A 13432-nucleotide genomic window follows, 5' to 3' on the forward strand; every position below is an offset into this window, starting at 1 on the left:
CACACGAACACGGGACTGGTGACCGGATAGTGGTCACAAAAACCGAGGTCAAGAATTATGTTATGATATAACATCGCATTGACATCTGGCGGTCAGGTCTGCGATCAATCCTCTCCAACCATGATCCAGCGGGGGTGCAGAACCGTGGTCGAGCCTTCAGCAGACGTGCTTCTGCAAGTAAAAGACCTGCATGTTTCCTATGGCGACCGGGTGGTGCTGGACGGGCTCTCGCTGTCAGTTCGCAAAGCTGAGATCTATGGCTTGCTCGGCGGGAACGGCGCTGGAAAGTCGACGGCGCTGCAAGCCCTGCTCGGCCTCCTGAAACCGCAATCCGGATCCATAGACATTGCGGGCGTTGACCCTCGGGATCGCCCGGATCTGGCGCGGGAGCGGATTGCCTACATTCCAGAGAATGTGGCGCTTTATGATCACCTGAGCGCAAAGGAAAACGTGTCGTATTTCCTGAGCCTGTCCGGTGGGAGCCGAACTGCCGCTGAACTTGAAGCGGCCTTTGGCGCCGTCGGGCTGGCAAGGGAAGCCTGGGGGCAGCGGGTCGCGGGCTTCTCGAAAGGCATGCGCCAGAAGACGGCGATCGCTATTGCAATCCTGCGCAGGGCGCCGGTCTTGCTGATGGATGAGCCTACGTCAGGACTCGATCCGGGCGCCGCCGCTGATTTCAATGCCCTGTGTGGTCGCCTTCGCGATGAGGGCGCGGCGATTCTGGTCGTGAGCCATGACCTGCTGGGCGTCGTGGATCTGGCGGACAGGATCGGCTTTCTCGATCAAGGCCGGATCGTCGCCGAGGTCATCGCGGAGGGTCAGGAGCGCTTTGATCTCCGCGCGCTGCATGATCGTTTTGCCCGGGCGCGTCCGGCGTGAAGCGGGCTTTGGCAATTGCCGCAAACGAAGTTCAACGTCTTGTGCGCAGCCGGGTCGCATTGACGGGCCTGTTGATGGTGCTGCTGCTGACGGTCGCTGCCGCCATTGCGTCTTCCGCCTACTACCGCGACCAGAGTGCGCTGCGAGAGCGGATGGAAGCCCAGGCGAACGCGGACTTCACCCAGCAACCGGACCGTCATCCGCACCGTGTTGTCCACTTCGGACACTTCGCCATGCGCCCGCCCAGCGGGCTAGCGGCCATGGATCCCGGGGTGGAGCCCTTCACCGGTGTGATGGTCTATCTGGAGGGGCACAGGCAGAACAGCGCCAACTTCGGTGATGCCCGTCAATCCTCATTGCTGGTCCGGTTTGGCCAACTCTCGCCCGCCTTTGTCCTGCAAGCGGTCGCCCCGCTGCTGCTGATCTTTCTGGGCGCAGGTATGGTGGCGCGAGAGCGAGAGCGCGGGACCCTGCGGCAGATGATGCTCGCCGGGGCGTCAGGTGGCGACCTGATGATCGGCAAGATGCTGGCCCTGGGCGCCGCGGCGGCTGTCATGACGACGCCTGCGGTGCTGCTTGTCGGGAACCTCGGTCTCAATGGTCAGGTCGCAGCCATAACCGGTGGCATGATGCTGATGGGTTACGGAGCCTATCTGGTTTTCTGGGTCGTGCTCACTGTCCTGGTCTCCGCCTTGACCCCTAGCGCCCGTCCTGCGCTCGTTTTGCTCACGGCATTGTGGGCATTGAGCGTGGTCGTTGCGCCGCGCGTTGCAGCAGAAGCCGGCGCCGGACTTACCCAACTGGCCACACGCCTGGAGAATGACGTCGCGATCCAGCGTGACCTGCGCGACATGGGCGACAGCCATGATCCAGACGATCCCTACTTCGACGCCTTCAAGCGGGCGACCCTGAAACAATACGGTGTGGCGCGGGTTGAAGACCTGCCGGTCAACTATCGGGGCCTGCTGGGCATCGAGGGCGAACGCATGACCGCCAGCCTGTTCAATCGATACGCCGCGCAGAATTTTGCGGCGATGGCGGACCAGAGCCGGACAATGGATCTCGTGGCCGCCATAAGTCCAACCGTGGCCCTGCGTCGTCTCTCCATGACGACAGCCGGGACGGATCTCGCCACCTATCGTCGCTTTATCGATGAAGCCGAGCGCTATCGATATGAACTCGTTCAGCGCTTGAACCGGATGCAGGCCGAAAGCGTCACCTTCAAGGACGATGCCGCCAAGAGCAATGATGCCGCCGCCGAGGCAAGAAGCCGCGTCAGCGCCGACAACTGGCGTGCGACGCCGGCGTTCCGGTTCCCGCAGGAACCCGCTGCGGAGACTGCCGCGCGCGCGACGCCGTCGCTTGTGGTCATTCTGGTCTGGCTCGCGCTCGCTGCGGGGTTCGCAAGCCTGGCAGCCTCGCGTCTTCAGCGGGTGGCCCGATGAGCGCCATGACCCGGGAGCTGTACTTCTTTCTTCGCCTGCGGTCGGGGATTGCCGCGCTCGCGCTCCTCTTGTTGCTGGGACTGGGCGGCGTCGCGTCGGGTCTGCTGGAAACGCAACGACAGCAGGACGCCATCACGCGCCTGCAGCCGTTGCAGGCGTCGGATGTGTCGGCGATTTCCGCCTGGGTATCGCGCAGCGGGGATCCCGGGAACGCGGCCTACTACACATTCCACGCCACCTGGAATCCGCCCTCGAATCTGGCCTTTGCGGCACTTGGCATGGGCGATGTCGCGCCGTCGATCCTGAGGGTTCGGGCCCTTGGACTCGAGGCTCAACTCTACGAAGGCGATATCGTAAACCCGGAAGTCGCGATGCCGGGCCGCTTCGACTTCGCCTTTGTGCTCATCTACGTCGCGCCCTTGTTCGTCATCCTGTTGCTGCACGATCTGTTTTCTGCCGAACGGGAGGCCGGGCGCCTGGGTGTTCTTCGGTCGACACCGCAGGCGACGGCGCGGCTATGGGCGCCGAGGATCGCGGTGCGGCTTGCAGGGCTGCTTGTCGCCCTGGCGCTCCCGTTCCTGCTGGGAGCCTTGATCGCCGGAACCCCGGGGTGGAAGACCGCCGCAGTCCTTGGATTGATTGCAGCCTATCTGGCGTTCTGGTCGCTGCTGTCGCTGGCCGTCGGCTGGCGTGGGACAACGTCCATCGGCAATGGCATGACGCTCGCCGCGCTCTGGCTTGTACTGGCGCTGGTGGCGCCTTCACTCGCACACGTCGCGATCAATACCGCAGTCCCGCTACGGCAGGGCGCGGAACTTTCACTCCTGCAGCGAAACGCCGTACATCGAGCGTGGGATATACCGAAAACGGCGACCATGGACCCGTTCTTCCGGTCTCATCCGGAATGGGCGGGCACCGCGCCCGTAACCGCACCCTTTCACTGGAAGTGGTACTTTGCTTTCCATCAGGTTGGCGATGAGTCAGTCGCCACCCTGGCGCAGCAATATCGCGACGGGATCCTGGAACGGTCACGTCTGGCCGAGCAGGTTGGCCTGATCCTGCCGACGGTTGGCGTGCAACTGGCCCTCCATCGCCTGGCGGAGACCGATCCACGTGCGCAACTCGCCTATCAGGACCGCATCCGCGCTTTTCACAAGCGCCTACGGACATTCTACTATCCGTACATCTTCAACGAGCTTCCTTTCGGGATGGAGGATTTCGAAAGGGCGCCCCGCTATGCGCCTGAAACCAAACAGCCATGACGGTTTGATCCCGGCTGTCCCTGTAGCTTCAGTCTGCGCCGTGCGGGCTGGCCGCCTTCTGTAGCCCTTGAATCACCCCGGAACCGGAAACCCGCCTGCCCGGCTGACCGAAGCCGCCGGCGTCTTGCCCACCAGCGCTGACGCCCAGTTGCCGATCTCGATGAGCTTGCCCAGATCGTAGGTCGTCTCAAACCCGGCGCGTTCCAGCATATAGACCAGATCCTCGGTGCCGATGTTGCCGGTTGCGTTGGGGGCGAACGGACAGCCGCCCAGGCCGCCGACGCTGGCGTCCAGAATGTCGACCCCGGCCTCGACGCCCGCAAAGGCGTTGGCCAGGCCGGTGTTGCGCGTGTCGTGGAAGTGCAGGCGCAGCGGAATGTCGCCGGTCAGCTTGCGGGCCGCCTCCACGCGGCGGCGCACCAGCCAGGGATCGGCGACGCCGATGGTGTCAGCCAGAGCGATCTCGGCCACCTTCAGGTCGGCGGCGGCCTTCACGATTTCCATCACACGGGCTTCGGGGACCTCGCCCTCGAAAGGGCATCCGAATGCAACGGAGATCGTCATAGAGATCGGCGGGTCACCCGGCTTGCGGGCCGCCACGATGGCGGCCAGCGCGTCCACCTGCTCGGCCGTCGAAGCGCCCTGATTGCGGATGCCGAAGCCATCGCTGGCGCAGACCACCACATTGGCCTCGTCGCACCGGGCTTCGACGCAGCGCTCCCAGCCCCGGGCGTTCAGCACCAGGCCGATCCGGGAGCGGCCCTCGGCGTGGGGCAGGGCGGCCATGATCTCCTCGGCGCCGGCCATCTGCGGCACGCGCTTGGGATTGACGAAGGACACCACCTCCATGCGCCGTGCGCCGGCGGCCTCGAGCCGGGCGATCATCTCCAGCTTCTGGCCGACATCCAGCAGGGTCTTTTCGTTCTGCAGGCCGTCGCGCGGGCCCACTTCCACGATCTCGATCTTGCGTCCCATTATGGTGTCTCCCGGGCGTCCATGTCGGGCGCCACATAGACCCTCAACGTCATCGGGTCGCCCTTGGAGTAGTTCAGGCCCTCGATCTTGGCCACTTCCTCGGCCCGGCCGCCGCGCGCCTTCAGCGCGGCGCGGAAGGCGGCCTCCTCGAGATCCTCGACAATGGCGGGGCGGTTCTCGACCACGGCGCGGGCGGCTTCATCCGGCCCGTCCAGCTCGGTGGCGGTGCCCAGGGCGAAGACCAGACTGGGCTCGGCGAACCCGGCCACAGCGACGGGCGCCTCGGCCACGCCCTGTCGCGGCAGCAGCCGGTTGTCGCCCATGGCTTGTTCCAGGCGGGCTGAAAGCCACAACGGTTCAAGGCGCGGCGCCAGGCCCGCCGCCAGCGCGCCATGACCCAGCACGCCCAGTGTCAGCGCCGCAGCGGTAGCGGCGACAGGTGCCTTGCGGATCAACAGCCCCGCGCCGACAAGACCCGCACCGCCCAGCAGCCCCACTGTCAGGGTTGCGGCCCATAGATCGCTCGGGTCTCCGTAGAGCGACAGCAGATAGACCACCCCGCCAGCCAGCGCCAGGCCAGCCAGGGCGCAAAGGCCAGCGCCCATCCAGCGTGAGACCACGCCCATCGGCTCGGCTAGGGCACGCGCCGCCAGCCAGGCCAGTGCGCCATAGGTGGGCAGCGTATAGTGGGGCAGTTTGGTGGGCAGCAGCTCAAACAGGATCCAGGTCGGGATCAGCCAGGCCATCGCGAACCGCACCCCGGGCTCCTGCCGCCAGCGCCAGGCGCCGATCACCGCAGCGGGCAGCAACAGGGTCATGGGAAAGGCCAGAATGGGCGTCAGCAGGGTGTGATAGCCGAACGGTGCGCCATGTGTTTCCTGACCACCAGCCAGCTTGGGCGCAAGGTCGGACCCCACCGCCTGGGACCAGAAACCGCCGTCTGTGGCGACGGTCACTGCCCCCGCCCAGGGCCCGACCACCGCAAGTACGATCATCAGACCCCACCACCATTGCAACTGGCCGAGCCAACCCGCGCGACGGTCGGCAAGGATCAGGGCCAAGATCGCAAGCAGAGCCACCATCGGCCCGACCGGCCCCTTTATCAGGGTCGCCAGGGCGATGCCGGTCCAGAATAGCCAGACTGCTGCGGAACCTGCTGCCGGTCCGCCATTGCGGGCCGAATAGAGCCGGGCCAGGGCGGCCATCGCCAGAGTCGTCACGCCGGCCAGCATGGCGTCAGTCTTGGCGATGAAGGCCTCGGTCGAAAGCAGGAAGCTGGCCCCCAGCAGGGCGCCGGCTACCAGCGCCGTCCGGGCGTTGAAGAACGCCGCCGCCCCCCAGACGCAGGCGGCCGCAGCCAGCATTGCGCCCAGCAGGGAGGGGATGCGGTAGGCCCAGATCTGTCGGGCTTCGGGACTGGAGAAGGTTGAGACGCTGGCTGCCTGTAACCAGTGAATACCCACGGGCTTCTTGAAACGTGGCGCATCCTGGAATTGGATGACCACGAAGTCATGGCTCTCCAGCATCTGGACCGTGGCCTGGGCGAAGCGGGATTCGTCCCGGTCGAGTGGCGGCATGGCCATCAGCCCGGGCAAGCCGGCCAGAAAGGCGATCAGGGCCGCAACCGCCGGACCCCGCCAGCCGCCGCTCCATTTCGCCATGATGTCGTCCAGCGTCATGCGACTCAAATAGCACGATCCTTACGCGCGCCGACTTTTCCGCTATGCAGACAGCCATGGTTTTGGCGCCTGAAATTTCTGTGGTCGTTCCGGTGTTCGATGAAGCCGGCGCAGCGCCTGACCTGGCGCGAGAGATCGCGACGGCGTTCGCAGGCCGATCCTTTGAAATCCTGTTCGTTGATGACGCCAGCCGGGATGGCACCCGAGAAGCCCTCAATGCCCTGCGCGCCGAAATTCCACAGCTACGCGTGTTGGCGCACCGGCGTAACTCGGGACAAAGCCGCGCCATCCGCAGCGGCATCCTTGCCGCCCGCGGGCCGGTGATTGTCACTCTGGACGGCGACGGACAGAACGACCCTGCTGATGGCCCCGCCCTGGTGGACGCGCTTGCGGCGGGCGGGGCAGATTTGGCCATGGTCGGTGGCGAGCGGATCAAGCGGCAGGACAGCCAGGCCAAGAAGCTTGCGTCACGCTTCGGCAACGGTATCCGGCGGCGGCTTCTGCGTGACACGGCCCGTGATACCGGCTGTGGCCTGAAGGCCTTCCGACGGGAGGCGTTCCTGCAGCTTCCCTACTTCGACCATATCCACCGCTATCTGCCGGCGTTGATGTTGAGGGAGGGCTATGACGTGACATTCCAGCCGGTCCATCACCGCCACCGACAGACCGGGCGGTCGAAATACACCAACCTCGGCCGGCTGATGGCCTCGCTCTCGGACCTGCTCGGCGTCATATGGCTACAGTCGCGCTCGCGGAACCCAGGCGGCGTCGACGAACTCTGAGTCCACGCCGTCAGGTCAGGGCGGAGAGGATAAGGGTCACGACGGCGACATCGATGAAACGGGACAGAAGGAGCAGCATGGGCAGGTCCGTGGTCGCGGGTTGCAAACACGGTTAAGCAAGAGTTGCGCCACAGGATGTCCCGGTATGGCCCTCTTCTTCGACGCCCCCTGGTTTGACGGAAAACTCGCCGAGCGCGGCCTGTCCCGCGGCGTGATGGCCGCGGTTTCGGGTTTGAGCGAGGATCAGCTCATCCTGGTCTTCAAGGATCAGATGGAACTTTCCGCCGGGCAGGTGGCGGCCTTTGCCCAGTTGCTGGGCGTTTCGCCTTCAGAGGTGGCCAACCGCGCAGGCGTTTCGACGCCCACACCCAGAGCTTCGTCACGGGATGTGCAGATCGAGGCGCTGGAACAACGACTGGCTGCGCTGGAGGCCGAGGTCGCGCGCCTGAAAGGCAGCTAGATGTCGCGGCTGCGGCGGCCTTGCCTGGCGCGACGGTCCCAGGACCCGGACCATTCAATGCGGCTGTAGGCGCTGCGCGCCCGCTCCAGGAGGGAGGCGCCCGCCCGCAGGCCGCGCCGCTCGCCATGTTGACCGAGAAGCTGGGCGACGTAGCCGCTGTCCACATCGCGGCGCTCCTGACGGAACCCGGCTGATGCGCTCACCCTTTGGGTTGTGGCCGGCAGACCGGTAGGGGAGACTTCGAAGGTCTCATCGACGGGCGCGTCCTCGTAGCTCGCCGCTCTTCGCGCCGAGACCGCCCGTCGGATGCGGTCAATGCGGGACATCATGCCTCACAACTTGCAATGGATGGGCCACAACCTCAGCTTTTTGCCAGCTTGTCCAGTTGCGCCTGCATGTCGGACATCTGCTTGCGCAATAGGTTCAGTGCCTCATCGGCTGCAGGCGCGGGCTTTGGCGGCGGCGCAGGCGCCGGCTGTTCGTTTCGCGCAAGAGGCGCATAGGCGAATGGCGAGAACATTTTCATCGCCTTGTCGAACAACTGCAGATTCTGGCGAATCTGTTCCTCGTAGGCGCCTGTCGACTGGCCGAGGCTTGAGAACTGGGTTCGCATCCGCTCCTGCTGTTGGGTGAAGCTGGATAGCGACAGCTCCAGATAGCTGGGCAGAAAGGCTTGCATCGAGTTGCCGTAGAACCCGATCAACTGGCGCAGGAACTCGATCGGCAACAGGCTTTGCCCCTGGCTCTCTTCCTCGAAAATGATCTGGGTCAGGACGGTGCGGGTGATGTCATCGTTGGTCTTGGCGTCATAGACGACGAAATCGACGCCCTGCTTTACCATTTCCGACAGGTGTTCGAGGGTCACGTAGCTGGAGGACGCGGTGTTGTAGAGCCGCCGGTTGGCGTACTTCTTGATGACCACGCGTTCCCCCGGATTGACGCCGCCGCCGGTCTCTTGAGTGTCGGCCATCGTTGATCCTTGTTCCCGGGCCTGATGGCGCGCCCCGCCGACCCGTTTCTGCGGCGCAGTATCGCGGATGCGAGCGCTTTAGCAAATGCCCTCAAATCAATTGCGTGGCGGCCTTGCCCTCCGGGGACGCGCGGTCGATAAATGATCCAACAAGGCCACAAAAGAACGTCAGGGATCCGCCATGAGCGACATCGTCATCGTTTCCGCAGCCCGCACGCCGGTGGGATCCTTCAACGGCGCGCTCTCCGGTCTTCCCGCCCATGAATTGGGGCGCATTGCAATTCAGGCCGCGGTTGAACGCGCCGGGATCACCGCTGCTGACGTCGACGAGGTGATAATGGGCCAGGTCCTGCAGGCCGGCGCGGGACAGGGCCCGGCTCGGCAAGCGGCGGTGAACGCCGGCATCCCCAACGCCAGCCCCGCCTGGAGCCTGAACCAGCTCTGCGGTTCCGGTCTTCGCGCCATCGCACTGGCCGCCCAGCAGATCAGCGATGGTTCAGCCGACATCGTGGTCGCCGGGGGTCAGGAGAGCATGAGCCAATCGCCCCACGCCGCCCACATCCGCAACGGCCAGAAGATGGGCGATCTGGGTTTCGTCGACACCATGATCAAGGATGGCCTCTGGGATGCTTTCCACGGCTATCACATGGGCCAGACGGCGGAGAACATCGCCAGCCGCTGGCAGATCACCCGCGGTGATCAGGACGCCTTCGCCGTCGCCTCCCAGAACAAGGCCGAGGCCGCGCAGAAGGCCGGCAAGTTTGTCGGAGAGATTGCGCCGGTCACGATCAAGGGTCGCAAGGGCGACACGATTGTCGATCAGGATGAGTACATTCGCCACGGCGCCACGCTGGAGAGCGTCTCGGGCCTGAAGCCTGCCTTCAACAAGGAAGGCACTGTCACGGCGGCCAATGCCTCGGGCCTTAACGACGGCGCCGCGGCCATGGTGCTGATGACGGCCGCAGAAGCGAAGAAACGCGGCCTGACGCCATTGGCCAGGATCGCCTCATGGGCCAATGCCGGTGTTGATCCGGAGATCATGGGCACCGGGCCGATCCCTGCCAGCCGCAAGGCGCTGGAGCGCGCCGGCTGGACAGTCGCCGATCTGGATCTTGTGGAATCCAACGAGGCGTTCGCGGCGCAGTCGATCTGCGTTGTCCGCGATCTCGGCCTTGACCCGGCCAAGGTGAACGTGAACGGCGGCGCCATCGCCATCGGTCATCCCATCGGCGCCTCGGGGGCCCGTATCCTGACCACACTGCTGCATGAGATGAAGCGCACCGGCGTATCAAAAGGCCTGGCCACACTGTGCGTTGGTGGCGGTATGGGCGTGGCCATGTGCGTCGAGAAGATCTGAACACATAGACCCGGATCAACCGGCGTCGGCGACAAGGGAGTTTGAGGCATGGCCAGGGTTGCGTTTGTCACCGGGGGAACCCGGGGCATTGGACGGGCGATCTGCGAACGTTTGAAGGCGGATGGTATCCTGGTGGCGGCGGGCTACTCCGGCAATGATGCAGCGGCCGAAGCCTGCGCCCGCGAGCTGGGCGTAATGGTCGTGAAGGGCAATGTCGGCAACTTCGCAGACTGCAAGGCCGCCGTGGACGCGGTGACCGCCGAACTCGGCCCTATCGATATTCTGGTGAACAACGCCGGCATCACCCGCGACGGTGTGTTCCACCGCATGACCTCCGAGCAGTGGAGCGAGGTGATCCGCGTCAACATGGACTCCCTTTTCAACATGACCCGCCAGGTCATTGAAGGGATGCGTGAGCGCGAGTGGGGCCGGATCATCAATATTTCCTCGATCAACGGTCAGAAGGGCCAGATCGGCCAGACCAACTATTCAGCGGCCAAGGCGGGCGTGATTGGCTTCACCAAGGCGCTGGCGCTGGAAAACGCGAGGAAGGGCGTCACGGTCAATTGCGTCGCGCCCGGCTACATCGACACCGAGATGGTACAGGCGGTGCCGCCCAAGGTGCTGGAATCGATCATTGGCCAGATCCCCGCCGGTCGCCTCGGTAGCGGGGAGGAGATCGCCGATACGGTGTCGTTCCTGGCCGGTGAACGGGCGGCGTACGTGACCGGCACCACACTTTCGCTCAATGGCGGCCAATACCTGGTCGGGTGAAGACCGTCGCCCGGTCCAAAAAGCGCCCCGATCAAAGCGCATCTGTTCGTCCGACATGATGAGTTATTGGATGGCGCACGGGCGAACCCTTTGCGCGGTGGTGCTCGGCGCCGCTGCGCTGGGTCTGGCCTTGCCGGCAATTGCCGGGCCGACGGAGCGGGTTCGCGAGAGCCTGTTCCGCCGTCAGGTTGGCGAGGCGGCGGGCCCGCCGCTGGCGCGCTATGTCTCCGAGCAGGGTCGGGTCTTCATTCTTGATCGCAGCCAGCCGGTCCCGATGCTCAAGTTCGAGGACAGTCCCGAGGTCTGGGCGCTGCAACCTTCGCCCGCGCCGCGTGGTGATCTGATTTACAAGAACGATCTGGGCGAGCCGGTTCTGCGGGCCACCCGTCTTGGCGGCTACACCCTGTTTACCGATGCTCGTCCCAGTGGGGAGGCGGTGTCACTGATCGGCGGGGCGTCGCCGTTGCGTCTCATGGGGCTTAGCCCCCAGGCACTGGGCGAACGGCTTCTACAGGCGTCCGTACGCTCCGGTCGGGCCGCGCGGCGGCCGGTGATTTTCGAAGCTGAAGCTACGCCCGCCTCCGCCGCGCTCATCGCTGATGCGGCCACGGTCGTCAGCGTCGCTTTCCTCAAGATGGCCGGGCGGGACAAGGATCGGGCCCGTCTTTCCCGGGTCGCAAGGGTGCAGTTCGCCTCGGGCAACACCGTCTCGGCCACCCTGACCAATGGCGTGCTGCAAGTGGTGGTCGCGCCCTCCCGGGGCATGGCGGGACGCCCCTCGTCCGACAAGCTGGAACGTCTGCTGCGCAGCGCGAAGTAGGCCTCAGCCCTTGAAGTTGTCCTTGGCCGTCCGTACAGCCGCGAAGGCTTGAGCGTCAGGCTGGCCGCCAGCCCCGACCCGGTTCGCCAGGGCCGGCGCCCGCAGAAACGGGTTTGTCGCCTTTTCCAGCCCGATGGTGGTGGGCACGGTCCACTCGTCACGCTCGCGCGCCGCAAAGATCGCCTCGGCGCGGGTCTTCAACGCGGCCCCATCATCGACAGAGAGTGCGAACCGGGCGTTGGAGGCGGTATACTCATGGGCGCAGTAGACCCGGGTGTCATCGGGCAAGGCGGCCAGCCGCTGCAGGCTGTCCCACATCTGTTCCGGCGTGCCCTCGAAAAGCCGTCCGCATCCCAGCGCAAACAGGGTGTCGCCCACGAAAGCTACCCGATCGGTCGAATCGTAGAAGGCGATATGGCCCAGGGTATGGCCGCCGCTCTCGATCACCTGGAACCGGGTCTCGCCGAGATCGACGACGTCACCACCGGCCACCTCGCGGTCCAGCGGCGCAATCCGCGTCACCTCGGGCGGGCCAACAATCGTGCACCCAGTCATCGCCTTGATGTCGGCGTTACCGCCGGCGTGGTCCGGGTGCCAATGCGTGTTGAGGATCATGTCCAGCTCCCATCCCAGATCGTCCAGCTCACGCAGGATCGCGCCCGCGTCGGGGGTATCGATGCAGGCAGTTTTGCCACTGGCCTCATCGCGGATCAGGAACCCGTAGTTGTCCGAGAGGCAGGCGAATTGGTGAATGGTGAGCGGCATGGCAGATCTCCCGGAATTTCCAGATCGATTTAGGCTGGTCGAGACGCCCCGTCGAGCATAGCCATCACACATGCGCCGCGACGTTCTTGAGCTTCGTCAGTTCTACGCCTCCGACCTGGGTCGTGCGGCCAGGGCCATGGTCGAGCGAAAGCTGAGAGAGGCGTGGGGCGACACCTATGGGCTGGACGTGCTGGCGCTGGGCTACGCCACGCCCTTCATCACACCCTTCCGGGAGCGCGCGCGCCGCGTGGTCGCCGCCATGCCGGCCCAGCAGGGGGTCGAGGTCTGGCCTGGCGACGGTCCGATCCTGTCGACGCTGACACCCGAAGATGTGCTGCCCTTCACCAACGCCCTGTTCGACCGGATTCTGGTGGTGCACGGGCTGGAGGAAAGCGCCGATCCCGTCGGTTATCTGCGGGAAGTCTGGCGCGTGCTGGCGCCATCCGGCCGGGCGATCATTACCGTCGCTTCGCGGACCGGGCTCTGGGCCGATACCGAACGCACCCCTTTCGGTCATGGGAGGCCCTATACCCGTGGCCAGCTGGCCGATCTGATGCGGGAGGCGGATCTGGAGCCCTCGGGCTGGACGCGCGCGCTGTACGTGCCGCCAGTCGGCTGGATGGCGCGGTGGGCCGACGGTTTCGAGCAGGCCGGGTCCCGGCTGTGGCCGGGGTTTGCTGGACTACTGCTGATGGAATGCACCAAACAGACCTTCGCTGTGAAACCAAAAGGCTCGCGATCCGTTGTCCGTACCGTTCGCCCTGTGCTGGCGCCGTCGCCAGCCGGAACCGCGCGCCGTGGACAACGCTTGGCGCCGCCGCCCGGAAGGTCTTAGCTACACGTCCTGACTTTTCCTCGAAACGGAGGCGCGACGACCCATGAAACTGATCATCGCCGTCATCAAGCCCAGCCGCCTCGACGCCGTTCTTGATGCGGTCACCCAAGCCGGCGCCTCGGGCCTTACAGTTACCGAAGTCCGCGGCTACGGCCGCCAGCGCGGCAAGACCGAAGTCTATCGCGGCGCGGAGTACGAGGTGAAGCTGCTGCCTAAGGTGAAACTGGAAATCGCGGTTCCCACCGACATCGTCGAAGCGGTCATCGAAGCCATCACGCAAAGCGCCAACACCAACAAGATCGGCGACGGCAAGATCTTCGTTCTGGATCTGGAGCGTGCCTTGCGTATCCGCACCGGCGAGGAAAACGCGGCGGCGATCGCGGGATAGGGCGCTCCCGATCAGGGTCAGGAAATCCCTGTTTGGCGGTC

At 65.0% G+C, this 13432-nt stretch carries 15 protein-coding genes; 10 read left to right on the forward strand and 5 right to left on the reverse strand.

The genetic code is table 11. From position 1 onward, the window contains the following. Positions 1 to 144 precede the first annotated feature (144 nt). The 3 genes from ACIQ3B_RS03695 to ACIQ3B_RS03705 are packed head-to-tail and all read left to right on the forward strand — an operon-like array spanning position 145 to position 3586. Positions 145 to 879 (forward strand): ABC transporter ATP-binding protein, encoded by a 735-nt coding sequence (locus ACIQ3B_RS03695; RefSeq protein WP_397399974.1) that lies wholly within the window; start codon positions 145 to 147, stop codon positions 877 to 879. A gap of 8 nt (positions 880 to 887) precedes the next feature. Then, complete coding sequence (locus ACIQ3B_RS03700; protein WP_397399975.1) at positions 888 to 2324, forward strand: ABC transporter permease; 1437 nt, start codon at positions 888 to 890, stop codon at positions 2322 to 2324. A 5-nt stretch (positions 2325 to 2329) separates the two neighbouring features. Further along, entirely contained in the window at positions 2330 to 3586 is a 1257-nt protein-coding gene (locus ACIQ3B_RS03705; protein WP_397399976.1) for a DUF3526 domain-containing protein, read from the forward strand. 72 nt (positions 3587 to 3658) lie between these two features. On the opposite strand, the gene ACIQ3B_RS03710 is transcribed toward ACIQ3B_RS03705, so the two are convergent. Continuing rightward, complete coding sequence (locus tag ACIQ3B_RS03710) at positions 3659 to 4561, reverse strand: hydroxymethylglutaryl-CoA lyase (RefSeq protein WP_397399977.1); 903 nt, start codon at positions 4559 to 4561, stop codon at positions 3659 to 3661. After that, the gene (locus ACIQ3B_RS03715; protein WP_397400015.1) at positions 4561 to 6240 is read right to left on the reverse strand and encodes an ArnT family glycosyltransferase; all 1680 of its coding nucleotides are present in this window, start codon (positions 6238 to 6240) and stop codon (positions 4561 to 4563) included. The genes ACIQ3B_RS03710 and ACIQ3B_RS03715 overlap by 1 nt, the downstream gene beginning before the upstream one ends. Positions 6241 to 6284: 44 nt before the next feature. On the opposite strand from ACIQ3B_RS03715, the gene ACIQ3B_RS03720 reads away from it, so the two are divergent. After that, on the forward strand, positions 6285 to 7022 hold the full coding sequence (locus tag ACIQ3B_RS03720) for a glycosyltransferase family 2 protein (RefSeq protein WP_397399978.1): 738 nt from the start codon (positions 6285 to 6287) through the stop codon (positions 7020 to 7022). 145 nt (positions 7023 to 7167) lie between these two features. Continuing rightward, entirely contained in the window at positions 7168 to 7482 is a 315-nt protein-coding gene (locus tag ACIQ3B_RS03725) for a DNA-binding protein (protein ID WP_397399979.1), read from the forward strand. On the opposite strand, the gene ACIQ3B_RS03730 is transcribed toward ACIQ3B_RS03725, so the two are convergent. Next, complete coding sequence (locus ACIQ3B_RS03730) at positions 7479 to 7811, reverse strand: hypothetical protein (RefSeq protein ID WP_397399980.1); 333 nt, start codon at positions 7809 to 7811, stop codon at positions 7479 to 7481. The two genes, ACIQ3B_RS03725 and ACIQ3B_RS03730, sit on opposite strands and share 4 nt — an antisense overlap. A gap of 32 nt (positions 7812 to 7843) precedes the next feature. Beyond that, positions 7844 to 8452, reverse strand: a complete 609-nt coding sequence (gene phaR / locus ACIQ3B_RS03735) for a polyhydroxyalkanoate synthesis repressor PhaR (protein ID WP_397399981.1) — start codon at positions 8450 to 8452, stop codon at positions 7844 to 7846. Positions 8453 to 8633: 181 nt separating this feature from the next. Here phaR and ACIQ3B_RS03740 point away from each other — a divergent pair, with 181 nt between their 5' ends. The 3 genes from ACIQ3B_RS03740 (at position 8634) to ACIQ3B_RS03750 (ending at position 11403) form a co-directional block, all read left to right on the forward strand. Then, positions 8634 to 9809, forward strand: a complete 1176-nt coding sequence (locus ACIQ3B_RS03740; RefSeq protein WP_397399982.1) for an acetyl-CoA C-acetyltransferase — start codon at positions 8634 to 8636, stop codon at positions 9807 to 9809. A gap of 48 nt (positions 9810 to 9857) precedes the next feature. Next, entirely contained in the window at positions 9858 to 10583 is a 726-nt protein-coding gene (gene phbB / locus ACIQ3B_RS03745; protein WP_397399983.1) for an acetoacetyl-CoA reductase, read from the forward strand. Positions 10584 to 10653: 70 nt separating this feature from the next. Then, the gene (locus ACIQ3B_RS03750) at positions 10654 to 11403 is read left to right on the forward strand and encodes a DUF4908 domain-containing protein (RefSeq protein WP_397399984.1); all 750 of its coding nucleotides are present in this window, start codon (positions 10654 to 10656) and stop codon (positions 11401 to 11403) included. 3 nt (positions 11404 to 11406) lie between these two features. Here ACIQ3B_RS03750 and gloB read toward each other — a convergent pair whose 3' ends face one another. Next, positions 11407 to 12168 carry a hydroxyacylglutathione hydrolase gene (gene gloB / locus ACIQ3B_RS03755; RefSeq protein WP_397399985.1) on the reverse strand — a complete coding sequence of 254 codons (762 nt, stop codon included), beginning with the start codon at positions 12166 to 12168 and terminating at the stop codon, positions 11407 to 11409. A 70-nt stretch (positions 12169 to 12238) separates the two neighbouring features. Here gloB and ACIQ3B_RS03760 point away from each other — a divergent pair, with 70 nt between their 5' ends. Both ACIQ3B_RS03760 and ACIQ3B_RS03765 read left to right on the forward strand, forming a co-directional pair. After that, on the forward strand, positions 12239 to 13003 hold the full coding sequence (locus ACIQ3B_RS03760) for a class I SAM-dependent methyltransferase (RefSeq protein WP_397399986.1): 765 nt from the start codon (positions 12239 to 12241) through the stop codon (positions 13001 to 13003). Positions 13004 to 13046: 43 nt separating this feature from the next. Further along, positions 13047 to 13391, forward strand: a complete 345-nt coding sequence (locus ACIQ3B_RS03765; RefSeq protein WP_397399987.1) for a P-II family nitrogen regulator — start codon at positions 13047 to 13049, stop codon at positions 13389 to 13391. Positions 13392 to 13432: the final 41 nt, after the last annotated feature.

The sequence above is a fragment of the Phenylobacterium sp. genome (assembly GCF_044358365.1).
Lineage (GTDB): Bacteria > Pseudomonadota > Alphaproteobacteria > Caulobacterales > Caulobacteraceae > Phenylobacterium.

Coding starts and splice junctions, on each gene's coding strand:
- ACIQ3B_RS03705 (WP_397399976.1), top strand. CDS start 2,330: ATGACCCGGGAGCTGTACTTCTTTCTTCGCCTGCGGTCGGGGATTGCC.
- ACIQ3B_RS03710 (WP_397399977.1), bottom strand. CDS start 4,561: ATGGGACGCAAGATCGAGATCGTGGAAGTGGGCCCGCGCGACGGCCTG.
- ACIQ3B_RS03715 (WP_397400015.1), bottom strand. CDS start 6,240: ATGACGCTGGACGACATCATGGCGAAATGGAGCGGCGGCTGGCGGGGT.
- ACIQ3B_RS03720 (WP_397399978.1), top strand. CDS start 6,285: ATGCAGACAGCCATGGTTTTGGCGCCTGAAATTTCTGTGGTCGTTCCG.
- ACIQ3B_RS03725 (WP_397399979.1), top strand. CDS start 7,168: ATGGCCCTCTTCTTCGACGCCCCCTGGTTTGACGGAAAACTCGCCGAG.
- ACIQ3B_RS03730 (WP_397399980.1), bottom strand. CDS start 7,811: ATGATGTCCCGCATTGACCGCATCCGACGGGCGGTCTCGGCGCGAAGA.
- phaR (WP_397399981.1), bottom strand. CDS start 8,452: ATGGCCGACACTCAAGAGACCGGCGGCGGCGTCAATCCGGGGGAACGC.
- ACIQ3B_RS03740 (WP_397399982.1), top strand. CDS start 8,634: ATGAGCGACATCGTCATCGTTTCCGCAGCCCGCACGCCGGTGGGATCC.
- phbB (WP_397399983.1), top strand. CDS start 9,858: ATGGCCAGGGTTGCGTTTGTCACCGGGGGAACCCGGGGCATTGGACGG.
- ACIQ3B_RS03750 (WP_397399984.1), top strand. CDS start 10,654: ATGGCGCACGGGCGAACCCTTTGCGCGGTGGTGCTCGGCGCCGCTGCG.
- gloB (WP_397399985.1), bottom strand. CDS start 12,168: ATGCCGCTCACCATTCACCAATTCGCCTGCCTCTCGGACAACTACGGG.
- ACIQ3B_RS03760 (WP_397399986.1), top strand. CDS start 12,239: ATGCGCCGCGACGTTCTTGAGCTTCGTCAGTTCTACGCCTCCGACCTG.
- ACIQ3B_RS03765 (WP_397399987.1), top strand. CDS start 13,047: ATGAAACTGATCATCGCCGTCATCAAGCCCAGCCGCCTCGACGCCGTT.